The organism is Nibricoccus aquaticus (genome assembly GCF_002310495.1).
GTDB classification, from domain to species: domain Bacteria; phylum Verrucomicrobiota; class Verrucomicrobiia; order Opitutales; family Opitutaceae; genus Nibricoccus; species Nibricoccus aquaticus.
Window position 1 is genome coordinate 1,519,885 of record NZ_CP023344.1, and the last position, 26,827, is coordinate 1,546,711.

16 protein-coding genes and 1 tRNA gene are annotated in these 26,827 nt (G+C 62.3%); 12 read left to right on the top strand and 5 right to left on the bottom strand.

Going from position 1 to position 26,827, the window contains the following annotated elements:
• Positions 1-178: 178 nt before the first annotated feature.
• Entirely contained in the window at positions 179-3,424 is a 3,246-nt protein-coding gene (gene carB / locus CMV30_RS06390) for a carbamoyl-phosphate synthase large subunit (RefSeq protein ID WP_096055241.1), read from the top strand.
• A gap of 95 nt (positions 3,425-3,519) precedes the next feature.
• Here the strand turns inward: carB and CMV30_RS06395 are convergent, their stop codons facing one another.
• Positions 3,520-4,524, bottom strand: coding sequence for a hypothetical protein (locus CMV30_RS06395; protein WP_138223169.1), 1,005 nt, complete (start codon positions 4,522-4,524; stop codon positions 3,520-3,522).
• Between the two features lie 296 nt (positions 4,525-4,820).
• Here CMV30_RS06395 and purU point away from each other — a divergent pair, with 296 nt between their 5' ends.
• From purU to CMV30_RS06410, 3 genes are all read left to right on the top strand, one after another.
• The gene (gene purU, locus CMV30_RS06400) at positions 4,821-5,678 is read left to right on the top strand and encodes a formyltetrahydrofolate deformylase (protein ID WP_096057650.1); all 858 of its coding nucleotides are present in this window, start codon (positions 4,821-4,823) and stop codon (positions 5,676-5,678) included.
• 200 nt (positions 5,679-5,878) lie between these two features.
• Complete coding sequence (locus CMV30_RS06405; RefSeq protein WP_175414756.1) at positions 5,879-8,965, top strand: TonB-dependent receptor; 3,087 nt, start codon at positions 5,879-5,881, stop codon at positions 8,963-8,965.
• Positions 8,966-9,099: 134 nt separating this feature from the next.
• On the top strand, positions 9,100-9,798 hold the full coding sequence (locus CMV30_RS06410; RefSeq protein WP_096055244.1) for a tetratricopeptide repeat protein: 699 nt from the start codon (positions 9,100-9,102) through the stop codon (positions 9,796-9,798).
• Between the two features lie 14 nt (positions 9,799-9,812).
• On the opposite strand, the gene CMV30_RS06415 is transcribed toward CMV30_RS06410, so the two are convergent.
• Positions 9,813-9,889: transfer RNA gene (locus CMV30_RS06415), tRNA-Pro, on the bottom strand.
• Positions 9,890-10,043: 154 nt separating this feature from the next.
• On the opposite strand from CMV30_RS06415, the gene CMV30_RS06420 reads away from it, so the two are divergent.
• The 3 genes from CMV30_RS06420 (at position 10,044) to CMV30_RS06430 (ending at position 12,569) form a co-directional block, all read left to right on the top strand.
• On the top strand, positions 10,044-10,571 hold the full coding sequence (locus CMV30_RS06420; RefSeq protein WP_096055245.1) for a LysM peptidoglycan-binding domain-containing protein: 528 nt from the start codon (positions 10,044-10,046) through the stop codon (positions 10,569-10,571).
• A gap of 97 nt (positions 10,572-10,668) precedes the next feature.
• Positions 10,669-11,238, top strand: a complete 570-nt coding sequence (locus CMV30_RS06425) for an NUDIX hydrolase (protein WP_096055246.1) — start codon at positions 10,669-10,671, stop codon at positions 11,236-11,238.
• A 62-nt stretch (positions 11,239-11,300) separates the two neighbouring features.
• On the top strand, positions 11,301-12,569 hold the full coding sequence (locus tag CMV30_RS06430; RefSeq protein WP_096055247.1) for a phenylacetate--CoA ligase family protein: 1,269 nt from the start codon (positions 11,301-11,303) through the stop codon (positions 12,567-12,569).
• A 40-nt stretch (positions 12,570-12,609) separates the two neighbouring features.
• On the opposite strand, the gene CMV30_RS06435 is transcribed toward CMV30_RS06430, so the two are convergent.
• Complete coding sequence (locus tag CMV30_RS06435) at positions 12,610-13,677, bottom strand: PEP-CTERM sorting domain-containing protein (RefSeq protein ID WP_175414757.1); 1,068 nt, start codon at positions 13,675-13,677, stop codon at positions 12,610-12,612.
• A gap of 309 nt (positions 13,678-13,986) precedes the next feature.
• On the opposite strand from CMV30_RS06435, the gene CMV30_RS06440 reads away from it, so the two are divergent.
• The 5 genes from CMV30_RS06440 (at position 13,987) to CMV30_RS06460 (ending at position 19,426) form a co-directional block, all read left to right on the top strand.
• Positions 13,987-14,808 (top strand): succinate dehydrogenase cytochrome b subunit, encoded by an 822-nt coding sequence (locus CMV30_RS06440; protein ID WP_096055249.1) that lies wholly within the window; start codon positions 13,987-13,989, stop codon positions 14,806-14,808.
• Positions 14,809-14,864: 56 nt separating this feature from the next.
• On the top strand, positions 14,865-16,787 hold the full coding sequence (locus tag CMV30_RS06445; RefSeq protein ID WP_096055250.1) for a fumarate reductase/succinate dehydrogenase flavoprotein subunit: 1,923 nt from the start codon (positions 14,865-14,867) through the stop codon (positions 16,785-16,787).
• 44 nt (positions 16,788-16,831) lie between these two features.
• Positions 16,832-17,416, top strand: coding sequence for an ORF6N domain-containing protein (locus CMV30_RS06450; RefSeq protein ID WP_245844419.1), 585 nt, complete (start codon positions 16,832-16,834; stop codon positions 17,414-17,416).
• Positions 17,417-17,539: 123 nt separating this feature from the next.
• The gene (locus CMV30_RS06455; protein ID WP_175414984.1) at positions 17,540-18,325 is read left to right on the top strand and encodes a succinate dehydrogenase/fumarate reductase iron-sulfur subunit; all 786 of its coding nucleotides are present in this window, start codon (positions 17,540-17,542) and stop codon (positions 18,323-18,325) included.
• Between the two features lie 168 nt (positions 18,326-18,493).
• The gene (locus tag CMV30_RS06460) at positions 18,494-19,426 is read left to right on the top strand and encodes an AEC family transporter (protein ID WP_096055252.1); all 933 of its coding nucleotides are present in this window, start codon (positions 18,494-18,496) and stop codon (positions 19,424-19,426) included.
• Here CMV30_RS06460 and CMV30_RS06465 read toward each other — a convergent pair.
• The gene (locus CMV30_RS06465; protein WP_096055253.1) at positions 19,419-20,252 is read right to left on the bottom strand and encodes a PEP-CTERM sorting domain-containing protein; all 834 of its coding nucleotides are present in this window, start codon (positions 20,250-20,252) and stop codon (positions 19,419-19,421) included. The two genes, CMV30_RS06460 and CMV30_RS06465, sit on opposite strands and share 8 nt — an antisense overlap.
• A 407-nt stretch (positions 20,253-20,659) precedes the next feature.
• Positions 20,660-26,725: a transglutaminase family protein gene (locus tag CMV30_RS06470; protein WP_096055254.1), complete on the bottom strand. Its 6,066-nt coding sequence runs from the start codon at positions 26,723-26,725 to the stop codon at positions 20,660-20,662.
• Positions 26,726-26,827 lie beyond the last annotated feature (102 nt).

Genomic DNA, 26,827 nt, shown 5'->3' on the forward strand with positions numbered 1-26,827 from the left:
CGCGTTAATCAAAACGCGGCTTTTTGCTGCCCAATCGCTCCATCTCAGCACTTCCGCCCTTCTGCGTTTCCGCGATCTACAGTCGGACGACAAAAAAATTTCGCGCCCGACACACACGCGCCATTTTCCCCCTTGCTCCGCCGTAACGCGCTCTCAACCCTCGCCGAAATCTACGTCCATGCCCAAACGCACTGACCTCAAGTCCATCATCATCATCGGCGCCGGCCCTATCGTCATCGGCCAGGCTTGCGAGTTCGACTACTCCGGCACCCAGGCGTGCAAAGCCCTGAAGGAAGAAGGTTACCGCGTGATCCTGGTGAACTCCAACCCGGCCACGATCATGACCGACCCGGAGTTCGCCGATGTGACCTACATCGAGCCGCTCACCGTCGAGATGCTCGAAAAAATCATCGCCGCCGAACGCCCCTCCGCCCTCCTCCCGACCCTCGGCGGCCAGACCGCGCTCAACCTCTCGATGGAGCTGCACAAAGCCGGCGTCCTCGAAAAATACGGCGTCGAAATGATCGGCGCCAAACCCGAGGCCATCCACAAGGGCGAAGACCGCGAAACCTTTAAGCAGCTCATGCTGAAAATCGGTCTCGATGTCGCCCGCTCCTCCACCGTGAAATCGATGGAAGAAGCCCGCGCCGCCGCCGAAAAACTCGGCGCCTACCCGCTCATCATCCGTCCGTCCTTCACCCTTGGCGGCCAGGGCGGCGGTATCGCCTACAACAAGGAAGAGTTCGAGCGCATCACCGCCAACGGCATCGACATCTCCCCCGTCCACGAGGTCCTCGTCGAGGAATGCCTCCTCGGCTGGAAGGAATACGAGATGGAGGTCATGCGTGACCACAAGGACCAGTGCGTCGTCATCTGCTCCATCGAAAACTTCGATCCGATGGGCGTCCACACCGGCGACTCCATCACCGTCGCCCCGGCGATGACGCTGACCGATAAAGAGTATCAGGTTATGCGCGACGCGTCCTTCGCCGTCATCCGCGAAGTCGGCGTCGAAACCGGCGGCTCCAACATCCAGTTCTCCGTCGATCCCGTCACCGGCCGCATGGTTGTCATCGAGATGAACCCGCGCGTCTCCCGCAGCTCCGCGCTCGCCTCGAAAGCCACCGGCTTCCCCATCGCGAAAATCGCCGCCAAACTCGCCGTCGGATACACGCTCGACGAGCTGCGCAACGACATCACGCGCCTCACGCCCGCTTCCTTCGAGCCTACGATCGACTACGTCGTGACAAAGATGCCGCGATTCACCTTCGAAAAATTCCCCGACGCTGATCCAACGCTCACGTCCGCGATGAAGTCCGTCGGCGAAGCCATGGCCATCGGCCGCACCTTCAAAGAATCCTTCCAGAAGTGTCTGCGCTCCCTTGAAACCGGTGCCCGCGGCTTCGGCGGCGGTGGCGGCAAATGGGGCGGCGACGAGCTCCCCGACGACAAGATCATCAAACAAAAACTCGGCACGCCCAACGCCGAACGCGTCTACTACATCCGCTACGCCTTCCTCGCCGGTTATACCGTCGATCAGATCTTCAACATCACGAAGATCGACCAGTGGTTCCTCACCCAGCTCCACGAGATCATCCAGATGGAGCTCGATCTCAAGAAGCGCGTCCTCAAAGGCGTCGACGCCCTCACGATCCGCCGTGCGAAACAGTTTGGATTCTCCGACGTTCAACTCGCCCACTTCTTCAAGAGCGACCTCAACTCCGTCCGCGCTGAACGCAAAAAACTCGGCGTCAACACGACCTACCGCCTGGTCGACACCTGCGCCGCAGAGTTCGAAGCATTCACGCCGTATTACTATTCCAGTTACGGCGACGAAAACGAAATTCTCCCGCCTTCCGGCAAAAAGAAGATCATGATTCTCGGCGGCGGCCCCAACCGCATCGGCCAGGGCATCGAGTTCGACTACTGCTGCGTTCACGCCTCCTTCGCCCTCCGCGAAGCCGGTTTCGAAACCGTGATGGTTAACTCCAATCCGGAAACCGTCTCGACTGACTACGACACATCCGACCGCCTCTACTTCGAACCTCTCACGCTCGAAGACGTTCTCGAAATCTACCAACAAGAAGGCTGCCACGGCGCCATCGTTCAATTCGGCGGACAAACCCCGCTCAACCTCGCCACCGCCCTGAAGGCCAACGGCGTGAACGTCATCGGTACCAGCCCCGAAAGCATCGAAGCTGCTGAAGACCGTAAGCTCTTCTCCGCGATCCTCGAAAAAACGAAGCTCAAGTCCCCGGCCCACCGCACCGCCCTCACCGAGGCCGAGGCGCTCGCCGCAGCCCGCGAACTCGGCTTTCCCGTCCTCCTCCGCCCGTCCTTCGTCCTCGGCGGCCGTGGCATGTTCATCGTCTATAGCGAAGAAGAATTCCGCAACGTCGTCCGCCAGGCCTTCGACGTCATGCCCGACAAGCCCGTCCTCATCGACAAGTTCCTCGAAGACGCCATCGAGCTCGACGTCGATTGTATCAGCGATGGTGAGACGACCGTCATCGGCGGTATGCTCGAGCACATTGAATTCGCCGGTGTTCACTCGGGCGACGCCTCCATGGTCATGCCTCCGCACACGCTCGGCAAAGCCATGCTCCAGACCGTCCGCGACGCCGCTCACGCTCTCGCCAAAGAGCTGAAAGTGATCGGCCTCATGAACGTCCAGTTCGCCATCAAGGACAACCAGCTCTACGTCCTCGAAGTGAACCCGCGCGCCTCGCGCACCGTTCCGTTCGTCGCCAAAGCGATCGGTGTCCCGCTCGCGAAACTCGCCGCCAAAGTCATGACCGGCGCGAAACTCAAAGACCTCGGCTTCACCCGCGAACAAACGCCCAAACACTGGTGCGTGAAGGAAGCCGTCTTTCCCTTCGTGCGCTTCCCCGGAGCCACGATCACGCTCAGCCCGGAAATGCGCTCCACCGGCGAAGTCATGGGCCTCGACGAAGACCTCGGCATCGCCTTCGCGAAAGCCCAGGCCGCCGCGAAACCCGGCCTCCCGACCAAGGGTAACGTCTTCCTCTCCGTCAAAGACGCCGACAAAGCCCGCGCCGTCGATCTAGCCCGCCAGCTCGAAGTCCTCGGCTTCTCCGTTTACTCCACGAGCGGCACCGCCGAACATCTCGCGAAAAACGGCGTGAAGGTTAACCGCCTCTCCAAGATCGACGAAGGCCGCCCCACCGCGGTCGACATGATCAAGAACGGCCAGATCCAGCTCATCATCAACACGCCCGGTGGCATGATCCCGCGCAAAGATGAGAACAAGATCCGCTCCGCCGCCTACGCCCACAGCGTCTGCATCATGACGACCATGACTGGCGCTCACGCCGCGCTCAACGGCATCAAAGCCCTCAAAAATAAACTCGTCGGCGTCCGCCCCATTCAGAAATACGTCGGCAACGTCCAGATCGTCGGCTGATTCCTGCCGTCATCTCTTAAAACAAAAGCCCGCCGAATTTCTCGGCGGGCTTTTTCGTTTTTCTGAGCTCGTCGCGATTCAAAATCGCCCGGCGATCACGCCGCCGACTGCCCCAGGCCAAAAAACTTCAAGAACCGCGAGCCCCGCGCCTTCTTCATCGCCACCACCTCCGGATCGGGCTGCACCACCACCGAGCCATACTTCGCACTGGAGAAAACCGCCCGCTCCAGATCTCGCACCAGCTTGGTTTCATAGACCGTCAGTAGCGCCCGGAAATGCGCGACCTGCTCCAGGTTCCCCAGCTCCTGATGTAGTTCGAGCGCTTCGTCGATATCCTCGTCCGAGATGTAAGCTCCAAAAGCCGGATACCGCCCACCGCCGATCCGCTTAAGCAGCGCGCAAAACATACGCGTATTCTCCCAGCCCATCGCGTCAAACATCCGCGTGTCCAGCACCGCCAGTTCGTACGCCAGCGTCTCCAGATCACCCACGCCCGCGTTCCAAAGCTGCAACAACAGATACCGCAGCGCCTGCGGCGTGTCCTTCGGCAGCACATCCTTCTTCTCGCCCATCTCATCAAACCACGCCCGCATACCCTGCTGATCGCCCGCTACGCACGACCCGCGCAACCGCGCTAGATCCCCTGCCGTCACCACTGCCCCCGGCACATCCGTGTGAAACGTCAGGATATACCGCAGCTGCAGTGGGTCCGCGATATGCGCCAGCACATTGTCATCATTAGCCGCCCGCGTCTCGCAATAGGACGCGATCTCCGACGGACGCACTTTCCACATCAACGCCAGCCGCCGGAAGCACGTAATCACCCGCTCCACATCGCCCGCCCTCACTTTACGATCCGATATCCCCGCCGTGTGCAATCGGCTGATCGCTATCAAGCGGCACAACGCCTGATACAACTCATCCCGCTCCGCCTGCTCGCGCATCCGCGCATCCTGATCCAAAAACTGCACCGGCCCGCACCACCGGTTAAACACCACCCGGATCGCCCCCTCATCCGCCAACTGAGCCTCCGCCGCATTCGCGCGTGCTCCAACAACTGTGTGCGATCCTGAAATCCGTGAGCCTGTTTCGATAACCATGTCCTGAGCAGAAACCCCTATCCATCTATAGCAAACAATTTACACTAGTGGTTTCCCTGAAAGTTTCTCCCAGGTTAAATGTCACGGAAATCATTCATAACAAATCTGCTAACTAATCCCTCAAAAACCATAAACAATTCCCATTTCAGCACATTATCGCCGAGCTCACACCTCGGCCCTCCTCCGTTTCCCGAATCACGCGCCAGCCCACCAACCGTTTGCGTACCCTTCACACCCAGCCGCACCGATTCCCACGCGTGACATTCTCCGCCGCCCGCCTCTACGTTCCGCGCCGCATGGAATCCGCTCCCGTCATCCTCGTCGCCCTCCTCCACGGCCCCGACCGTCCCGGCCTCGTCGCCAAAACCTCCGGATGGATCTTCGAAAACGGCGGCAACATCCTCCATGCCGACCAGCACCGCGACACCGAGCTCGGCGTCTTCTTCCAACGCATCGAGTGGTCCGCCCAATCCTCCGCGCCCGCCGCAGATAGCACCCGCTTCCAGCTCTTCGCCGAAACCCTCGGCATGAACGCCCGCGTCGCCACCTCCTCGCAACGCCGCCGCATCGCCCTCTTCGTCTCCAAATTCGACCACTGCTTCCACGACCTCATCCTCCGCTGGAAAGCCGGTGAATACGCCTGCGACATCGCCGCCATCGTCTCCAACCACACTGACCTCGCGTCCGCCGCCAAAGGCTACGGCCTCCCGTTTCACCACATACCGGTGACAGCCGATACCAAAGCCGCCTCCGAGGCCCGCCAGCTCGACCTCCTCCGCTCGCTCGACGCCGAACTCGTCATCCTCGCCCGCTACATGCAGGTCCTCTCCGCCGACTTCCTCCAAAAATTCGGCCGCCCCGTCATCAACATCCACCACTCCTTCCTCCCCGCCTTCGCCGGCGGCCGCCCCTACCACCAAGCCCACGAACGCGGCGTCAAACTCATCGGCGCCACCGCTCACTACGCGACCGCCGTCCTCGACGACGGCCCGATCATTCAGCAAGACGTCGCCCGCGTCACCCATCGTCACGACGTCAACGACCTCGTCCGCAAAGGCCGCGACCTCGAAAAAATGGTCCTCGCCCAAGCAGTCCGCTGGCACCTCGAAAACCGCGTCCTCGCCTACGGCAACAAAACCGTCGTCTTCGACTGAGCCGTTTTCCTCCCGCGTCCGCTCTTTCCTGAGCGCTACTTTCCTCCTCGCAAAAGCCCGGCACTTCCCGGGCTTTTTTGCGCCCGCATCCGCCGACCAGTTTCCACTCCGGTAATTTTTTAGATCGACGCCACTTAACCGCCCCGCTCTCGTCCGGCTCTTACCCCACTATGAGCCTTCGGGAGGTTGCTCAAATAGGGATGGCCGCGCTCGCGCTCTGCTGCGTCTGCACGTCCGCCCGCTCACAAAACGAAACATCGTCGGCCCTGTCCGGCGAAGTTCTTAACGTCGCCGGCGAGCCCATCGCCGGTGCCAGCGTCTCGCTGTCTCACGCGCCCACTGGAGCGCAACAACACGCCAGCACCAACCGCTCCGGTCGCTACGCCTTCTCCGGCCTTCCACCCGGCGGACCCTACACGCTCACGACTTCAAACTTTGGATACGAAACCCGCACCGTGCCCACGCTCCACCTCGACCTCGGAGAAAATTTCTCGCCTGCACTTACTCTGCACCTCACCCGCCGGGCCACGACCGACGACCACGTTCACGAACTCGATAAACTCGTCGTCACCGCCACCCGCACCGCTCTCTCCCCCGGCCCGAGCACCGCGCTCTCTCGCGACGAAATCGACGACCAGCCCTCCATCGATCGCTCGCTCAACGAGTACGCACGCAACGACCCCAACGTCACCTTGATCGACTCCGAACGCGGCGAACTCACCGCCGCCGGCCAACACACGCGCTTCAACTCCACCCAGATCGACGGCGTCCGTCTCAACGACATGTACGGCCTCACGCCCAACGGCATGCCCTCCCAGGGCAATCCGTTCTCCATGGAAACCGTCGAAGCCATCAGCATCGACGTCTCGCCCTACGACGCCAGCCGTGGCGGCTTCACCGGTGCCTCCATCAACGCCGTCACCCGCAGCGGCACCAACCAGTTCCACGGCTCGCTCTACTACTCATACCGCAACCAAAACTTCCGCGCCCACCACCCCGTCACTGGCGAACGCGATCCCTTCACAGATCAGACAAGCGGCATCACCTTCGGCGGCCCTCTCCTGCCCAACCGCCTCTTCTTCTTCGCCGGCTACGAATACTCCGAGCGCACCGAACCCGCCCCGTCCGCCGGCTTCGATCCCGCTCCCGCGTCCCTCGCCCAAATCGTCTCGCTGGCTCAAAATTATGGATACGACCCCGGCTCGCTCGTGAACCCCGGCGCCCAACGCAAACAAGACCGCAAATACCTCACCCGCCTCGACTGGCAGATCGCCCCCGGCCACCGCCTCAGCACCCGCTACAGCCGCACGCGCGGACAAAATCCAAACTTCGCCGATTACTCCACCTCGGGCCGCGTCTCCCTCAGCGGACACTGGTACCTCAGCGAACAATCGCTCGACGCCTACTCCGTCCAGCTCTTCAGCCGCTGGCAGGATGACTTCAGCAGCGAAGTGAAATTCGCCCGCCACCGCTACACCTCCGCCCGCACCACCGGCCAGCGCTTCCCCCAAGTCCGCGTCAACGGCGTCCCCTCCGCCGACGGTACCGACACCGGCTCCGTCATCATCGGCACCGAAGAGACGAGCCAGCTCAACGACCTCGCCGTCGAGAACACCCAGTCATCCGCCCTCGGCACTTGGCTGTACGGCAACCACCGCATCACGGTCGGCGTCGAAGCCGAGCGCAGCGATTTTGAAAACACTTTTCTCCAAAACGCTTTCGGCAATTACAGCTTCTCCAGCATCGCCAACTTCGCCTCTGGCACCCCGAGCTCCTACACCTACCAATACGTCCTGCCCGGCCGCACACCCACCGCCGCATGGGGCTACACCACCAACAGCCTCTTCCTCCAGGATCGCTGGAAGCCCTCCGCCCGCTTCGACCTCTCCCTCGGCCTCCGGATCGACCGGCTCTCCACGAATCAGAAGCCCGAATACAACCCACTCTTCGAACAAACCTTCCGCCGCCGCAACGACCACACCTTCGACGGCGCGACCACCCTCGCCCCGCGCATCGGTTTCACTTGGAAGCTCGACGACTCCGCCCGCCTCACGCTTCGCGGCGGCACCGGTATCTTCCAAGGCCGCGCCCCTGGCGTATGGCTGTCCAATCCGTACACCAACGACGGCACTTCCAGTCTCCTCAACACCTCCATCACCAGCGGCTTCTCGCCCGACCCCGACAACCAGCCCAAAGGCAACCCCGCCGGCCGCCGCCAGCGCGTCGACCTGCTCGACGACGACTTCAAGATGCCCACCGTCGCCCGCGCCAATCTCGCTCTCGATCACCGGCTCCCCTGGCTCGGTTTCACCGCGACGCTCGAAGCCGTCCACACCGAGACACTTCAAGGCCTCACTTACCAAAACCTCAACCTCCGCCGCACCGGCACCGGTCCCGACGGCCGCGCCATCTACGGCAACCGCACCGCCTCCTTCGCATTGTCATCAAACAGCCAATACCAGCACGTCGCCTACTCCGACGTCTACCTACTCACCAACACCTCGCACGGCAGCGCCACCCAACTCACCGCCCGCCTCCGCCGCCCGCTCCGCCGCCACTGGGCTTTCAACGCTTCTTACACACGCGGTCGCGCCCGCGAAACCAGTCCGACCACCTCCAGCACCGCCGGCTCCAACTTCTCCACCCGCGCCAGTCTCGACCCCAACGACGAAGAACCCGGCACCGCCAGCACCCAAGTCCGCGACCGCTTCCTCGCCAGCGGCACCCTGCGCTTCGCGGCTATCCGCGGTTTCGATACAAAGCTCACCCTCGCCTACGAAGGCCGCACCGGCCGCCCGTACAGCTTCATCTTCAGCAACGACACCAACGGCGACTCCGCCGACTACTCCAACGACCTCCTCTACGTCCCCTCCGGCCGCTACGATCCCCGCGTCCGCTGGACCGATCCCGCCCAAGCCGACGCCTTCTTCGCCTACTTGAACACCCGCCCCGAACTCGCCCGCTTCGCCGGCCAGGTCGTACCGCGCAACAGCGAGCGCAGCCCATTCATCCATCAGTTCGACCTGAAATTCACCCAGGAAATTTCCCTCTGGCGCGATCTGCGCGCCGAGTTTTTCGCCGACATCATCAACCTCGGCAACCTCCTCAATCCCGACTGGGGCCGCATCGAACAAATCCCCTTCCCCCACACCCAGCCCATCGCCAGCGCCGGCTACGATCCCGCCGCCAACCAATACGTTTACCGCTTCACCACCGTGCGCGGCCCCGTCCTCCAGCCCGGCCCTTCACGCTGGCAAATCCAGACCGGCGTTCGCCTGAAATTCTAACCCGCTACCCAACCGCTCACACCTTTCCATCCCGCCGCGCCCATCGCCATTTCCTGCATTTACACACCAGAGGCCATTTGTTTTGGTCGCGGTTTCTTTCCTCTTAATAGACCGCGCTCAAACACGCTCCGCTCATGTCCACCTCCGCCCCCCAAGATCCGCAGACTCCCGCTAATGCTCCCGTCATTGATGTGCCCGTAGCGCCCAATTTTGAAGAAACGCTGCGCAAATTTTGGAAGAAAAATTCCAAGGCCATCTACTTTGCCTGCGCTACCGCGTTCGTCGTCATTATCGCCAAAGGCGGTCTCGAATATTTTCGCGCTCAAAAAGAAAAAGACATCGCCGCCGCCTACGCCGCCGCCTCGACCAGCGAACGCCTGAAGAGCTTCGCCTCCCAGTACCCCGACCATCTCCTTGGTGCCGCCGCCACTCTTCAACTCGCCGACGAAGTCTACTCCGCCGGCAAATACGCCGACGCCGCGGCCAGCTACCAAAAGGCCTCCTCCGTTTTCAAAACCGGCCCCTTCGGCGCCCGCGCACTCCTCGGTGCCGCCATCTCCAAAGTCCTCTCCGGCCAGTCCGCCGACGGCGAAGCCAAGCTTAAGCAACTCTCCGACGACGCCACTCAGCTCAAAGTCATCCGCGCTGAAGCGTCGTATCATCTCGCGACCATCGCCATGGAGGCCGGTCGCACCGATGAAGCCGTTAAATACTTCGATCTCGTCAGTACGCTGGATCCCATGGGCACTTGGAGTCGCCGCGCTATGATGCACCGCGCGTCGCTACCAGTGGCTCCTGCTTCCACCCTCTTACCGATCTCCACCACTAAGTGATGGGATCGTAAAAGTGGTCGGGGCGATAGGATTCGAACCTACGACCTCCTGGTCCCAAACCAGGCGCTCTACCAGGCTAAGCTACACCCCGAAAACCGCGCCAAAGCACCGACCTTCTTTGCCACTGTCAACGTAACTCTCAAAAAAACTCCGGCTCATTTGCGGGTGAACACTTTGGTTTACTCTCTGCTTGCTACACCCTTTCTTTCACCGTAACCGTCGAAACCTTAACTCTTCCCAAATTCATGGACACCATTTCTCGCGAAAATAACAGCTTCCTGCCTCTCGCAGGAGTTATTGCCGGCGCTCTCGCGCTCCTGCTCGCCATCGTCGCGCTCTTCAAGCTCAGCGCCGCCGGCAAGGAGATCACCTCTCTCAAGGAAGACATCAACTCGCGCATCATGTCCATGGAGTCGCAGGTAAGCAGCGCCGCTTCCACCGCCGAGAGCGTCCGTGGCTCGGTCACCCGCCTCAGCAGCGACACCCAGACTGCTTTCCAAAGCGTCGCCAATGAACTCGGCTCCGTCCGCGCCGAAATCACCAAGCTCCAGGAATCCCTCACCAAGCCCAAAGCCGCTGCCGCCGGTCCCGGCGGTGCAGCTAAAGCCCCCGCCGTCGCCGGCCCCGGCGAGTACATCGTCAAGTCGGGCGACATCCCCAGCAAGATTGCCAAGGCTAACGGCGTCACATCCGCTGACCTCATCTCCGTCAACCCAGGCGTGAACTGGAAGAGCCTCAAAGTCGGCCAGAAGCTCAAACTCCCCCAGAAGTAAGCGCTCGGTCACTTATCTCACTCTCAAAAAACCTCCCCACCGCTCCGGTCGGGAGGTTTTTTATTTTCACCCAAACATCACTTCCTTCGCTCCAATCATGGCTGATTCTCCCACACCTCCGCATTGGGAAAAACTGAGCGAGTCCCCGATCGCCTCCACGCGCATCTTCGATCTCGGCAGCATCCGCTACCGCCATCCCGTGCGCAAAACCGAGCGTGATTTCTACGTCATCAATTCGCGCGACTGGGTTAACGTCATCGCCCTCACCACAGATCACCACCTCGTCCTCGTGAACCAGTTTCGCTACGGCATCAACCAGCTCTCGTGGGAAGTCCCCGGCGGCGTCATCGATGCCGGCGAAGACCCCATCGCCGCCGGCCTCCGCGAACTCCGCGAAGAAACCGGCTTCATCGGCGGCAACGCCCGCCTCCTCGCCTCAATCCACCCCAACCCGGCGATCATAAATAATCGATGCCACCTCGTCTTCGTTGAGAATTGCACACGCCAATCCGCGCTGGACTGGGACCCCGACGAAGAACTTCAGATCGCGACCATGCCGGTCGATGAAGTCTTCGAAAAAGCCCTTACTGGCCTCATCACTCATAGCCTCGCCCTTAATGCCCTGTTCTTCTTCGCCCCCATCTGGGCCACTCTGAAAAAGCACTGACTCGCCGCTCCGTTTGACTTGATGAAAACCCTGCCGTTAGGTCCCTAATCAATTTCCAACCTGTGACGACCGCCAGCCTTCCCACGCCACTTTTCGGTAACAGCCCCGAAGCCCTCGACTCCCCATCCGGCAACCGCCTTCCGCAGGCGCTCGAAGGCGAAATCCGCAAAATTTACCAACGCAGCCCGCTCTACACGCGCCGCTTCCCTCTCCACTCAGAGCCGTTGCACTGGAGCTGCTATCAAGAGATCCCCGCACTCTCGAAAAAAGACATCGTCGAAAACGGCCACACCGCCTTCTTCGCCGACTACTCCGAGATCGAACGCGGCCTTCAGGAAAAACGCTTCGAATACGAATCCACCTCCGGCACCACATCCGGCCCGATGACCGTCATCATGGAAGACGGCTGGTGGGTCGCCCAAACCGCCCGCGCTTACCTCGCTCATCCCCAACTTGCCCAGTTCGCCGGTCGTCCCTACCGCAAGTGCATCCTGGCTCCCGTCGGTTGCTCCAGTAACCTCTGCCCTTACGAGGATCACCCCTTTCCTCACCGCTATTTCGACGGCACCGTTTACCTCAACCTCACGAGCGATCCCTTCGTTTTCCCCGAAACTGAGTGGGACCGCATCCTCCTCGAACTCCAAGCGACGCAGCCTGAAGTTCTCGAAGGAGAACCCATCTATCTCTCGCTGCTAGCCCGCGCCGCGCTGAAACGAAACATCCGCATCACCAGCCTTAAAGCCGTCATCCTCACCTACGGCAAAGCCAGCCTCCAGCACAGCCGCCGCATCGCCGAAGCCTTCCCGGCCCCGCAGGTCGATCTCTACGGCTCTACCGAGGCCGGTTACCTCTTCGTCGGCACCGCCTTTCAAGACGACTCCCGCGTAGTCGACGCCAACGCCTTCATCGAACTCGTGCCGTATCGAGGTCTTGATGACGTCTTCCAGATCCTCGTCACCACGCGCGACCGCGAAGCCATGCCGCTGCTTCGCTATCACACCGGCGACATCGTGCGCCGCCTCCCGCACGGCTTCCGCCTCCTGGGCCGCGAACGCGATCTCTACTTCCGCCCCGACGGCAGCATCGTCTCCCCATCCGAGATCGACACCGCACTCCCCGCCGACTTCGCCTGCTGGCACTACAGCCTCATCCAGACCGCCGATAATCGCTGGGACTTCCATTACGTCGCAGACCACGTTGCGCCAAAAACCGTCGCCCCCGCACTCGCTGCGATGCTCGGCACCGGCGTGCGCGTGAACGCCTTTCGCCGCCGCTTCATCGCCCCCGCTGCCAGCGGGAAATTCTCCCTGCTTAAACCGCTCGCTCGTTAAACACGACCCGAGGTCGTCGTTAACTCAGCCAGACAGAGCGTCAAACGCGCTGCGTCTGCGCCGACAGACTCCGACGGCGGAAAAACCACACGCCCACGCAACCACCGAGCAGCAATGCCCCGTAGGTCGATGGTTCCGGCACCGGACGCGCGATGCGTCCGTTAAACGACATCAAATCGATGCCTCCATTATCGTCCGTCGTACCAGTCGGATAGTAAGTCGCATTCCGCCAGTCGGCCAGATTGCTGACACTGGTCGTCACATCCGACCCCATGATCGAGTAGCCGTAAATCGTCGTTCCCGAGGCTATCCCCAGATCGGCAAAACTGATAAACGAGCCCGCCACTCCCTGCGTGTTCGTCTCGATCGCCTCATCCAGTGCCGTGAGATTATCGCCGTTATTAAAACGCAGCAGCGTGTAAGTCATGCTGTCCTGCACACCCGCCTGATTGGGATTCCAATCAAGATTATTGCCATAGCTGGACGCGCCGAGCGTGACGACATTACCCGAATAACTAAGCGGAGAACCGCCATTGGCCCCATTCCAAGAAGTGAAAACCGCGATCTTCACACTGTCGTGTTCGCCCGCGAGACCGCGGTCAAAAATCGTGAGCCCCTCCCTCGCATTCACCGTCGTCGCTCCAAAATAGAAATCCAACCGCTCGATATTGCCCGCGCTCTTCCGCGAAGCGTCGCTGCTATTCGCGAACACATTGTCTGCACCCATGACCGCATTGTTGTTCAACAATACCCCATTCAAGCTCGTCTGATACGTGCCCAACAACCGATCCGTATCGTCATACTGCGTGTTCCAGACCGAGCTGCGGTTATTGTTATCGATGCCGCTCTGATTGGAAGAGCCGTTGCCACTGGAATCCGTGTTGCGCCGCACATAGACCGCACTCGCGATCGTCGACGACAAACCATAGCTGGTGCTGCCTGTGGAGAAACTCGTGATCGCGTACGTCGTGTTGCGATAATTGAGCCCATTCGCCTGATCGGTGTAATTCGAGGCGTCCGATACCATAATCGACCAATCCGCGATCGCCGTCTGCGCATCAACCGTCGAAGCCAGCCCTCCAGCCGCGCATGCGCCTATCGCATACATGCCCACACGGCTTAAAAGACTTCTTTTGTACATAACTTGCAAATTAGGGGTTTTACCCGGCATCTCAAGCGGAAAGTGACCCCGCTCATGCCACCAGGCAGTAAATGCCCCTTCATCGAAACGAAGCCTCACTAACTTGAGGCACCGACCGCGACCTACTCAAAAAGGTTAGGCTCACTAATATCAGAACCCAAAGCAGGCACCGACCGTCGATGACCTTTACTTGCCCCGCACAGTCAGGTTACGACCGCTCTGCCCGCTGACCATCTACGGCCATCCGGGTAACTGACCTGTAGCCCCCGCATCGCGATGACACTCATCGGCAATCTCTTCCGTTCGTCCATTGGCCGGAAATTCCTCATGGCCATCACCGGCCTGATCCTCATCGGCTTCGTCGTCGGCCATCTGGTCGGCAACCTCCAGATCTTCGCCCACCCCGATAAGATCAACGGCTACGCCCACTTCCTCCAAAGCCTCGGGCCCGCCCTCTGGGCCGTCCGTCTCGGCCTGCTCGCCTGCATCGCCATCCACATCTGGGCCGCCGTCGTGCTCACCTTGGAAAACAAATCCGCCCGCGGCCCCAGCAGCTACGGCGTCACCCGCTGGCTCCAGGCCGCGTGGGCTTCCCGCTACATGCGCCTCAGCGGCATCGTCGTACTCGCATTCATCATCTATCACCTCGCTCACTTCACGATTGGCGCCAGCTGGGCCGAGGGCGGTAACTACAAAACCAACCTCGCCGAGTACCAGATGCAGTCCGACTTCCACCTGCTCGGCTTCCCCGTCGTGGCCAAAGGCGAAGCCGTTCACGACGTCTACAGCATGGTCTACCTTGGCTTCTCCAATCCCATCGTCTCCGGTTTCTACATCCTGGCCATCACGCTCCTCACGATTCACCTGCTCCACGGCATGGACTCCCTATTCCAAACCCTCGGCTGGAGAAACCAGACTTGGGCGAGCTGCCTGCGGAAAGTCGTCGGCCTCTTCTGCTTCCTCTATCTTGCGGGCAACATCGCCATCCCCGGCGCGATCCTGAGCGGCTTCGTCAAACCAGCCCCCGGCACCGTGGCCGCCACCGCCTGCACCACCGATTGCTGCTCAACTCCCGTCGCCACCGCTATCGCGCGCTGATCCACACCGCGATTACCGCCCATCACCTCTTTTAACCGCCCCGCGCACCACCCGCCATGGCCAAACTCGATTCCAAAGTCCCTCCCGGCCCGCTCGCCGACAAATGGCGCAAGTACAAGACCGAGATCAAACTCGTTAACCCCGCCAACAAGCGCAAATACGAGGTCATCGTCGTCGGCGCTGGCCTAGCCGGTTCATCCACCGCCGCCACCCTCTCCGAGCTAGGCTACAAGGTGAAGTGCTTCGTTTTCCACGACACTCCCCGCCGCGCCCACTCGATCGCCGCCCAAGGCGGCGTCAATGCCGCCAAGAATTACCAGAACGACGGCGACAGCGTGTATCGGCTCTTCTACGACACGATCAAAGGCGGCGACTACCGCGCCCGCGAGGCCAACGTCCACCGCCTCGCCGAAGTCTCTGTCAACATCATCGACCAGTGCGCCGCCCAAGGCGTCCCCTTCGCCCGCGAGTACGGCGGTCTCCTCGCCAACCGCTCTTTCGGCGGTGCCCAGGTTTCCCGCACCTTCTACGCTCGCGGCCAGACCGGCCAGCAACTCCTCCTCGGCGCCTACTCCGCGCTCATGAAACAAGCCGGCGCCGGTGCCGTGGAGATTTTCCCCAACGAAGAGATGCTCGATGTCGTCGTCATCGGCGGCCAGGCCAAGGGCATCATCACGCGCAACCTGAACACCGGCGAAATCCGCCGCTGGGCAGCCGACGCCGTCGTCCTCGGCACCGGTGGTTACGGCAACGTCTTCAATCTCTCCACCTACGCGCGCGGCTCCAACGCCACCGCCATCTGGCGTGCCTACAAACGCGGCGCCTGCTTCGCCAACCCGTGCTACACGCAGATCCACCCGACCTGCATCCCCGTCTCCGGCGACTACCAGTCCAAGCTCACCCTGATGTCCGAGTCCCTCCGCAACGACGGACGCATCTGGGTCCCCAAGAAAAAAGAAGACTGCAAAAAGAACCCGGCCGACATCCCCGAGGAAGACCGCGATTACTACCTCGAGCGCATCTACCCGAGCTTCGGCAATCTCGCACCCCGCGACGTGGCTTCCCGCGCCGCCAAGCGCATGTGCGACGAAGGCCGCGGCGTCGGCGAAACCGGCCTCGGCGTGTATCTGGATTTCTCGGACGCCATCAAGCGCCTCACCGAAAACGGCGTGCGCGAACGCTACGGCAACCTCTTCGACATCTACGCCGAGATCACCAACGAGTCCGCCTACCAGACGCCCATGCGCATCTACCCGGCGGTTCACTACACCATGGGCGGCCTCTGGGTGGACTATAACCTGATGTCCAACCTCCCCGGCCTCTTCGTCCTCGGCGAAGCCAACTTCTCCGACCACGGCGCCAACCGCCTCGGCGCCTCCGCCCTCATGCAGGGCCTCGCCGACGGGTATTTCGTTCTCCCCTACACCATCGGCAATTACCTCGCCGACCAGAAGCCCGGCTCCCGCCCCAAGACCGACGCCCCCGAATTCAAGCAGGCCGAGGACAACGTGAACTCCATCAACCAGCGCCTCCTCTCCGCCAAAGGCACGCACCCCGTTTCCTACTACCATAAGAAACTCGGCCAGATCATGTGGACCTACTGCGGCATGGCTCGCACCAAGGAAGGCCTCGAAAAAGCCCTCCAGGAACTCCCCGCCCTCCGCGAAGAATTCTGGAAAAACGTCCTAGTCCCCGGCACCGGTGCCGCCCTCAACCAATCCCTCGAACAAGCCGGCCGCGTTGCCGACTTCATCGAGCTCGGCGAACTCATGTGCCGCGACGCTCTCACTAGAGAGGAATCCTGCGGCGGTCACTTCCGCGAGGAGTTCCAACACCCGGACGGCGAGTGCAAACGCGACGACGAAAAATTCGCCCACGTCGCCGCTTGGGAATTCCAAGGCGAAGGCAAAACCCCGCTCCGCAACGTCGAGCCTCTCAACTACGAAACCGTCAAGATGAGCGTCCGTTCCTACAAGTAAGCCCCGACGACTCGCCCCCGCTCACGCCAAGGATATCCCAAATTGTGACATCCTCCTCCAAAGCTCAGGCCACGGGTGCCTCATCAGCATCACCGCTGATCCCGATCGAGCGCATCGACTCGCGCATCTACCTCATCCGTGGACAAAAAGTCCTCTTAGACAGCGATTTGGCTGAGCTCTACGGCGTAGAAACGCGCATCCTCAATCGGGCAGTTACTCGTAATCTTGAGCGCTTCCCCGAGGATTTCATGTTTACGCTCACTCGTGAAGAGATCGTGAGGATATCCCAATTTGGGACATCCTCAGTAAACCTGAAATTCTCAAAAACCATCAGCGTCTTCACCGAACAAGGCGTCGCCATGCTCTCCGGCGTCCTTCGCAGCCCTCAAGCCGTGCAGGTCAACATCGAGATCATGCGCGCCTTCGTCCGCCTCCGACAGTTGATCGCCTCCAGCGCCGACCTCTCGCGCAAACTCCGCGCCTTGGAGAAAAAATACGACGACCAGTTCAAGATCGTCTTCGAAGCCATCCGCGAACTCATGTCGCCCATCGACGAAGACGACAAAGCCCGCGAGATCGGCTTCCACACCCTCGCCAAATCCGCTCCTTCCAAAACTAAAAAATCCTGATCCGCCCACGCCGCACGCCACACTCCGGCACCTTTTCTCCTCACCGCTTTAACCCTTCGCTCGCTACGCTCCTCAGCCCTTTCCTTATTCGCCATGGTCGCCGCCACCACTTCCACCCAACCCATCTCCGTCACCATCCGCGTCTGGCGTCAGTCTGGTCCTGATCAGGCCGGCCGCTTCGCCGAATACAAAGCGACGAACTGCAATCCGAACATGTCGTTCCTCGAGATGCTCGACGTGGTGAACGATGACCTCACCGCCCGCGGCGAGGAGCCCATCGCCTTCGCCCACGACTGCCGCGAAGGCATCTGCGGTACCTGCTCCCTCGTCATCGACGGCAAACCCCACGGCCCGCACAAAGGCGTCGCCAGCTGCCAGACCTACATGCGCAGCTTCACCGACGGCGCCGTCATCACCGTCGAGCCCTTCCGCGCCGCTCCTTTCCCAGTCCTCAAAGACCTCATCACCGACCGCTCCGCCTTCGATAAAATCCAGCAAGCAGGCGGCTTCATCTCCATCCGTACCGGTGCCGCTCCCGACGCCAACTCGGTCCCAGTTCCAAAAGAAAACGCCGACCTCGCAATGGACGCCGCCGCATGCATCGGCTGCGGCGCGTGTGTCGCCGCCTGCAAAAACGCCTCCGCCATGCTCTTCGTCTCGGCGAAAGTTTCCCAGTACGCACTCCTCCCCCAAGGCCAGCCCGAGCGCGACCAACGCGTGCTCAACATGGTCGCCACGATGGACTCCCTCGGCTTCGGCAACTGCACCAACCAGTACGAATGCTCCGCCGCCTGCCCCAAACTCATCTCGCACGACTTCATCGCGCGCATGAACAAAGACTACCTCGCCGCCAGCTTCCGCAACGCCTTCAAATCCAAAAGCGCCGCCGCCAGCGGTGGTGGCGCGTAACGCATATCCCTGCACCCTCCGCCCCTCTTCAGCCACCGGCCACACAAACCCGGTGGCTTTTTTGCGTCCCCGCCCAATGACCAGTCATAAATCGCTCTCCCTCTCCCGTCCCTGCGCTTGCGCCACTGGACATTGATCACTGCTCATGGGTCATTTCTCCGCCTCCCTGTGACCGTCTTCAACGTCCTCGCTCCCGTCTTCCTGCTGATCGCACTCGGCGCCGTTCTCCAGCACACCCACTTCGTATCCGCCAGCTTTCTACGCGAAGCCAACAAAGTCACCTACTGGCTCGGCCTTCCCGCCCTCCTCTTCAGCCAGCTCGCCACCTCGCTCCACGCGGCCGACGACGCCCGGCCCATGCTCCATACCCTGCTCGGCGCCACCGCCCTGGTCCTCGTCGTCGCCTACCTCGCCGCCTGGTTGCTTCGCCTTCACAACGCCCGCATCGGCACCTTCGTCCAAGGCGCCTTCCGCGGTAACCTGGCTTACGTCGGCCTCCCCATCGTCTTCAGCCTCCCCGACACACCCACCGCCTCCGGACTCTCCATCCGCGCCTCCGCCGTCGTCGCCCTCGCCCCGATGCTCGTTCTCTACAACGTCATCGGCGTCACCGTGCTCATCGTCAGCCAGCACACGCTCAGCCGCGCCGTAATCAAGCCGCTGCTAAAACAACTCGCGACCACTCCACCACTCCTCGCCACGCTCGCTGGCTTCGCCTGGGCGCTCACTGGACTCCCTCTTCCCACTACCGTCGCCATGTCCTTCGACTGGCTCGGCCAGATGGCCCTCCCGCTCGCCCTCCTCGGCATCGGCGGCGCCCTCGCCCAGACCAACGCCGTCCAAGGCTGGAAAATCCCCGCCGCCGCCGCCTTCGTGAAAACCTTCGTGTCTCCAGTTATCGGTTACTTCATCGGACGCCGCCTCGGCCTCGCCGGGATGGAACTGGCCGTGGTGCTCGTCTTCCTCGCGTGCCCCACGGCCGGCATTTCCTACACGATGGCCACTCAGCTCAAAGGCGACGAACCGCTCGCCTCCGGCACGATCCTCTTCAGCACCTTCATGGCCATCGTGTCGCTGTCACTCGCACTGACGTTTATCTGACGCCAGCAGCCGCAGCCTTCTCGTTTCTCCGTCCGCTCCGCTTGTTCTGACTCTTCCGCCACACCACGGCAGCCAGCGCGCACGCTCCCATCAGCAAGGCATTCGTCGCCGGCTCAGGCACCGCGACTGACGCCGCCGACACCGTCACCATATCCAGCCGCAGCGTCCCGCTCGTCCCATAGTTGGCCGTCGCACCCGCCGCATCGTAGCTCGCACCATCGAAAACCGAGACCAGCCGAAACCCGAAGTTCGCGTTATCCTCGAACGCACTGCCCGCGAGAAACGCATACGTCACACTCTGCACAAACGCCTGGCTGCTGGCCGCCACCGTGTTGATGAATAACCCGTCGGTCCCGAACACCGTCCCGGTATTATTTCCCACCGCGCCAAACGATCCCGTCCCGCCGCTCACATTGGAAAAACTCACGCCATCGGACGTCGCCTGAAGCTGGAACCGCTCGCTCGCCGTCGTCGTCTGCCGCAGATCGAAACTCACCTGAAGCGCTCCGGTGAAACCCACCGTGCTCACCATGAACTGCGCGCCCGCCGTGCCCGACGCCGCGCTCAGCGCAGGCCAGCTCGCCAGACTCCACGCCGTATTATCCGAGGCCAGATCGCGCGGACTCCCAGCCGCAAAACTGGCCGACACCCCGCCGATGACTGAAGCCGTTCCGCTTCCCGTCGACGGCAGCGCCGAGCCTGTACTGGTGCTCGCATCGGCTGTGACCGAATTAAAATTCCATTGAGTGATGATCTGGGCGGAAGCGACAGACGACAGTGCGGCAAACATGCACGCACCCGCCGCGCCAATGATAGACGTACGCATAGGATAACAGGGGATAAGGTTGGGGTTGAAGCCGTCGCTCCCGCAGCCCTCCCGCGCAAACGACAACGGCGGCGATACCGCCCCGCAAAAACCGTCTTGGCAAGTGCTGCGTACTGCCAATGCCACATTTTTTAGGCACACATCTCGCTGCCGCCAAACCACCTATCCGCCGGAAGGATTTATCCACGAAAAAATCTGAAACGTGTTACACGAACTTTGGATGAACGAGATGCGCCAGCTTCACGTCCCGTGCTTTCCAGTGCCGGACGCGCCCAAGGCGCAGTCAGGCTAACGCGGTTTTTGGCGGAATCAAAAACACCTCCCGGAGTGGTCGCTCCAACCACCACTCCGGGATCAGCCTCACCGCAATTCAGCCGTTCCACGCCGCGTCCAACGCTCCACCGCGCTCACTTCTTGAGTTTCGCGAGCAGCTCGAGCGCCCTCGGATACTCCAGCTGATTCTTGCTGTACGTGACGAACGTTGTGAGGTCGCGGATCGCCTCCGCTTTCTTCCCCAGCTCCGAAAGCGCGAACCCGCGCGACCAGTAGAGATCGAAGCGGCTCGGATTGAGTGCGATCAACACATCCGCCTCCTTCACCACCGCCTTCCAGTCACGGCGCAGCCACACGTCCAGCATCAACACCTGATGCCGCGCCCGCGGATCGCTCATGCGCTCGCGCACATCCGCGACCCACTTCGCCGGCAAAATCTCCGGCTCGTTCAACGCCTCCGCCAGCCGCTCGATCATGAAAACCTGCCGCGCCGACATCGACATCCAGGAAGCGCCGATCACGCGCCTGATTTCCCGCCGGCACACGTCGCGCGCCAGCTTCGCCTCGGTCTTCATGCCCAGCCGGTCAAACGCCCGCATGGCCAGATCCGCCAGCCCCAGGTTAAGCACCAGGTTCGAATCCGTCGCCGCCAGATAACGCTTCAACGCCACATCGTTCCCCGTCTGCAACAGATGCGTCAGCGTCGTCCGCACTTGGATGTAGGGCTTTAGCGGATGCTCGATCCCGTCGAAACACGTCTCCAGATCCACCGCCTGCCCGGTCCGCAAAGCCACATGGATGTCCTGCAACCGGATCTCCGCCTTCGTCATCGGAGCATCGAGGTCATCCCGGTACGGCGCCAGCATCGCCTGCACGCGCTCCCGCACATCGGCCATGTCCATGTCCACCGCGCTCTGCAGCAGCTCCACCGCCCACGCCCGCTCCGTGTCATCCTTCGCCGTCTCGAGCGCGATCTGCCCGAGCTCAAAGGCGAACTCCTGCCCGCCCTCCGTTTCATGCAGGCTCTTCAAAAACACCCTCCAGAAATCCAGATCGCTCCGGTCAAACTGCTGCGTCTTCACCAGATAAAGACACGCCGCATGCATGTCTTTGTCCGCGTACCACGGAGCCTTCGCCAGCAGCGACCGCCGCAATCCCGCATACGCAGCCGGCAACCGCTCCGGCAGCTGCGGAAACTTTTCGAGCGTCCGCTTGATCAACGCCGCGTGGATCTCCGCCCCTTGCTCCGCCGCCCGGATACGCCGCGCGAACTCCAGCTGCATCCGCTCGGCCGATGTGTTCAAGCTGCCCGCGAAACGCCAGCCCGGGATCTTCTCCGCCAGCCGCCTCACCGGCTCGATCTCGCCCATCCCCAGCAGCGCCGCCGAAAGCTCGTTGATCAACGCCCGCTCCGACCCGCCGATTTCCCCCCGGCTCGTTTCCTCCATCACTTCCGCGATCGCCTCCGCATCCGTCATGTCCACCGCCACCGAGCGCGCCAGCAACGGCATCATCTGCCTCTGCCGTTCGTTGAACCGCGCTGTCAGCGGGTGCTTCTCCCACCGCGCGAATTCCTCCGTCCACTTCTCCGTCGAGGCATCGCACAGGCCCGTCCACAACAGATAAGCGCGCAAATCCTCCGGCACGTCCTCACGCGCCACAAACGTGTCGATCAACCGCGCCATCTCCTGCCGCGTCGGACAATCCAGAGCCAGCGCGTACAACGCCTCACCCCACGCCGTCTGCTGCGCGTCCAGCCCGCGATTCCCATCCTGCGCCAGGAGCAGCTGCAGCTTGACGACTTCCGACAGCCCGAAACGCGCATGAGGATTCTTCAACACTTCCTCCAGATCGCGCAGCCGCGGATCGGCCAGGCTCTGCGGCTCCACAAAATCATACCAGTTCAACCCCGCGCTCTTGATCCACTCGCCCACCTGAGCCGCGAAACGCCGGCTTCCCCCGAGCTGCGCGAGCTTCGACTCCAGCTCCTTCTTCCCCTCTTCGTCCGTCATCACATGCCCGTTGCCGAGTTCACGTCGCAGCAGCTTTTCCTGGTCTTCACCACGACCCAGCGCCCCGTAAAGCGACGCAAGCAAACCCACCGACATCGCTCTTCGATGCGGCATCTCCGGATCGGCCAGCTGCTTCTCCAAAGCCTCCGCGCACGCTTCGCGCTGATCGCGCGCCGCCAGCGCCGCGAAGCCCCAGATACGCAACATTGCCCGGCTGCTTTCATCCTCCGGCCGCTTCGTCGCACGAAACGCCATCACCACCTTCAACGCCCGCTCCGCCTTCCGGCTGTCCACCAGATTCGCCGCGAGCTGCACCTGCCGCTCCGCCTCGCCAGTCACTCCGACTGGCACCGGTATCTCCAGCATCGAGATCACCAACGCATAGAGCGCCGCGTCTTTTGCCGGTAACATTTTCGCCGTCAACGAACGCAGTCCCGCCACCTCCGGCGCATACGCGGGCAACCACCGCGACGCGCTGACCGCGCGGTTCAGCACGAGGAAATACTCGCGCGTATCCTTCGCCCGCTGCGCCTTCCCGAGTTCACGACCGAGCGCCACGAGATCCTCGATCACCGGCACCACCTCGCCCACATCGTCGGCCGGGAGCTTCACTCCCGCGACCAGTGCCGTCCACGCCGGCCACCACTTCTTGCGCGCCTCCCAGAATTTTTCCGCCACGCCCGCCTTCGCCAGCGCGACAAACTCCCGGATTTGTTTCTCCCCGCTCGCATTCTTCAACGTCTCCTCCGGCACCGTCCCAAGCACCTCGATCACCCGCAGCGCCTCCGCCGGCTTCTTCAAATGCAGCTGGATGAACACCGCCCTCAACAACGCCCCGGCCGCCGTCGCCGACTCCTTCGCCCGCACCTCGAGCTTCAGATAAACCGCCAGCGCCGCTTCATACTCGCCCGCCGCTTCGTGATTCATCCCCAGCCGGTGATGCGCCGCGCTCACGAACGTCTCCGGCAGATCCACCTGCGCCACCAGCTTCTGATAAACCTCGCGCGCTCCCGCCGCATCGCCCTGTCGCGCCAGCGTGCTCGCCCGCCAGAATCGCGCCTCATAATACGCATGCTCCGTCCCGGGCAGCTTCTCTCCGAGATCGAGTAACGTCAGCAAGACCGGCGGCGGCGCGCCCTCGTTCTGCCGCGACCACCACTCCGCCTGCCCCATCGCCCGCTGCAAATGCGCCGGAAAGTCCGCATCCAACGGCAGGCTCATCAACGCCTCCACCGCCAGCTTCGTCCCCAGCTGAGCATCGCTCTTCCCCTCCGCCTTCTTGATCGCAGCCTCGAAATCGTCCCACGCCTTCAACGTGCTGTCCTGGGATGGCCGATACCAGCTCGCCAGCGGCTCAACCGCCAGCCGCCGCTTCAGCTCCGCCTGGAGCTCCGTCACGACTTCAAGCGTCCGCCAGTTCGCGCCCAGTTCCTTGATCGCCTCCTGCAGCTTTTCGCCCGGCGACGAAACCACGTCAGCCACCACTTTCTCCAGCACGCGCTGACGCGCGACCGCGTCCTGGCCCTGCCAGCCCGCCGCGTTTTTCACCACGCCCGCCAGCACATCCGTGCTCTCGCCCGGATGCTTTTCCACCAACCCGGCCAGCACCGCTTTCAACCGCTCCGCCTCACCCTTCGCGACCAACAGCCGCACCAGCCGCTGATAAGTCGCGCTCCGCTTCTCCGGATCGAGCTCCAGCCCGCCCGCCAGCAACTCCACCGCCCCCGCCTCATCTCCCTGCGCTTCCAAAATATCGGCCGCCGAGATCAACGAAATAGACCTCCGGAACAGCGTCATCGTCGTGTCGCCCGCCAGCCGCTTGAAAATCGCCAGCGCCTCCGCAGTCCGCTTCAGATCACGCAACGCCAGCGCTTCAAGATACTCCGCCCACGCGAAATCGTGGATGCTCACCGCTGCGCGATAGTTCGCCAGCAACGGCCGCACTCGCTCCAGCGCCTGCTCATTCTTATCCGCCGCCCAATCCAAAAACCCCATCCTAACCTGCGCCTGAAACACCGTGTTCTTGTCGTTGGGGAAATACTGGAGCACGCGCTCCAGCGCCGCCCGCCTCAGCCCGTGATTGCCTTCGTACGGATAGCGTTTCTCCACGAGCGAGATCTGCCCCTCGCCCGTCGGCATCAGCGGCAGATCGATCGCCTCCGCCGTCTTCGTCTCCGCGCGCTTCACGCCCGCCTCCATCGCCAGCACCACCGCCTTGCCCAGCCACGCCTCCATCGACTGCACCGCCTGGTAATAACGCCCGAACTCCGGCGCCGTCAGCACCGGCTGCGTGATCTCCGCCACCAGCTCCGCCCGCGCCATCCTTCCGGAAAATTCCCAGCTCGCGCTCGCCCGGCCCGTCGGCGTCTCGAACCGATAAGGCTCCGGCCTCACCTGTACCGCCAATCCCTCCGGCAGCTTTACCGCCATCTTCACGGACACTTTGTCCTGGCGCAGGAAATACGTCGATTCCCGCTGCGCTGACGTCCCCAGACTGGGCAGCATCCAGCCTCCATGCGGAAACCTCAGCGTGCGCCGCCCGTCCGATTGATCCTGCCGCGCCGTCACGATGAAGTACGCCTTCACCACATCCGCGCCAGTCTCCGCCTCCGGGTTCACCTTGATCGCATCCATCACCTCCGCCCCGGGAAAAAATCCCCGCACCCAGTCTGTCAGCGTCCGCTTCGTCTCCTCGGCATCGCGCTTGCGAAAACTCTCCCGCTGCCCCGCCCCGTAATAACCGTCCGCCGTCACCGACATCCAGCCCGACAGCTCACCTGCGGCATCCAGCTCCAGGTCGAACGCATACGCCGCGCTTCCCGCATGTTGCGCCGGCGTGCGCACCCACTCCCCGCCCGCTTCGCTCACCACCAGCACATCGCGATCCGCGCTGCCCGGCCCGATCATCCCCGGCGCGCAAAACGCGATCGTCGGGTCGCAAAATTCATAGCCGTCCTTCCCATCCGCGATCGCCGTGATCGCATGCGTGAACGCTCCATAATCCGGCGAACGCCGGTCGATCAGCCCCAGGTGCCGCGTGTTCACCAGAGCCACCCGCGCCTCGATCCCTTTGTGCCGCAAAAACGCCGCCAGCAGGTTCGCCTTGTCTTTGCAGTCGCCGTATTGGTTTTCCCACACCTCGTTGCAGTCGTGCGGTTGATAAGCCGCCTGCCCCAGCTCCAGCCCCGTGTAGCGCACATTGTTCGCCACCTGCGCCAGCAGCACGCGAATGATCTCCTCCCGCGTCTTCGAATCCTTCGTCCACGCATCTACCTTCTTCGCCAGCTCCGGAGCCAGCTGATCGCGCCCTTTCAACAATCCCCCGAACCAGCGCCCCACATCCTCCCACGCCGCGATCGTGCTCAACTGGATCGCCGGCCCCACCTGCCGCGCCGGAGCCCGCCCCACTTCGTAGCGCACACCCGCGATCTCCGTCTTCTGCCAGCGCAGCCGCACCCGCCCGGCTTCGGGCTCGCTCCGCACCGGCTCAGGCACATCCGAGCCCAGTCTGTGAATACGCAACCGCTCCGCCAGCACCGCCGGCAGATCCACCACATAGTTCATCCGCACCGTCGCCCACGTGCTGTTCCAGGTGAAATCGTGCGCGTACTCACCCGGCATCCGCACCTGCGTGTCCTCGATCACCGCGATCACCCGCGTGATGCTCCCTTCCTTCACATTCGGGAAAATAATCTTCACCTCCTCCTGATCGTCATAGAGCGCATAGTCCGCCTGCCGCTGCGGCGACTGCACCAGCAACGCATTCGGCCGCACCGGCAGCACCGCTCCATCCGGCTGGATCGTCTCCGCCGTCACCAGATGGAATTTCTGGTCGCCGCGCAGATAAGTGAACACGTCCTCCGCGCACGACTTCGCCCCCGCCTCCGTGAACGCCTTGTACGCCATATGCCACACAACCACGCGCCGCCCATCCGCCCCCACGATATGAATACGCTCGTCCAGCAGCGTGATCCCCGAATTCGCGTCATCCTTCGCCCGCTCGCGCGGCACCGTGATCTCCGCGACCGGCGTCAGCAGCGGCGCCACCGTCTCCGCATAAACCGCCGGCGGCTGCCGCGACACATCTGCCGCCGCCAGCGCGACGCCTGAAATCAGCAGCGCGCCCAGCAGGCCGAGGATGCGCACACGACGATGGAGAACCAAACCCGGGGATGACTTGGGAAGCATGGAGAAACTGGAAAATGAATCTGCCCGCCACGCCGCCCGCGCTCGGCAGCCGGCTGCAACCTGCTCACCGCGGGAGGCGGCCCGCGCAATCCGCGCTCAAAC

Bases quoted from the DNA above. Each gene is read 5' to 3' on its own strand.
- CMV30_RS06470 (WP_096055254.1), bottom strand. From the start codon at position 26,725: ATGCTTCCCAAGTCATCCCCGGGTTTGGTTCTCCATCGTCGTGTGCGC.
- CMV30_RS06395 (WP_138223169.1), bottom strand. From the start codon at position 4,524: ATGGTTATCGAAACAGGCTCACGGATTTCAGGATCGCACACAGTTGTT.
- purU (WP_096057650.1), top strand. From the start codon at position 4,821: ATGGAATCCGCTCCCGTCATCCTCGTCGCCCTCCTCCACGGCCCCGAC.
- CMV30_RS06445 (WP_096055250.1), top strand. From the start codon at position 14,865: ATGGCCAAACTCGATTCCAAAGTCCCTCCCGGCCCGCTCGCCGACAAA.
- CMV30_RS06420 (WP_096055245.1), top strand. From the start codon at position 10,044: ATGGACACCATTTCTCGCGAAAATAACAGCTTCCTGCCTCTCGCAGGA.
- CMV30_RS06425 (WP_096055246.1), top strand. From the start codon at position 10,669: ATGGCTGATTCTCCCACACCTCCGCATTGGGAAAAACTGAGCGAGTCC.
- CMV30_RS06405 (WP_175414756.1), top strand. From the start codon at position 5,879: ATGGCCGCGCTCGCGCTCTGCTGCGTCTGCACGTCCGCCCGCTCACAA.
- carB (WP_096055241.1), top strand. From the start codon at position 179: ATGCCCAAACGCACTGACCTCAAGTCCATCATCATCATCGGCGCCGGC.
- CMV30_RS06435 (WP_175414757.1), bottom strand. From the start codon at position 13,677: ATGTATGCGATAGGCGCATGCGCGGCTGGAGGGCTGGCTTCGACGGTT.
- CMV30_RS06440 (WP_096055249.1), top strand. From the start codon at position 13,987: ATGACACTCATCGGCAATCTCTTCCGTTCGTCCATTGGCCGGAAATTC.
- CMV30_RS06410 (WP_096055244.1), top strand. From the start codon at position 9,100: ATGTCCACCTCCGCCCCCCAAGATCCGCAGACTCCCGCTAATGCTCCC.
- CMV30_RS06465 (WP_096055253.1), bottom strand. From the start codon at position 20,252: ATGCGTACGTCTATCATTGGCGCGGCGGGTGCGTGCATGTTTGCCGCA.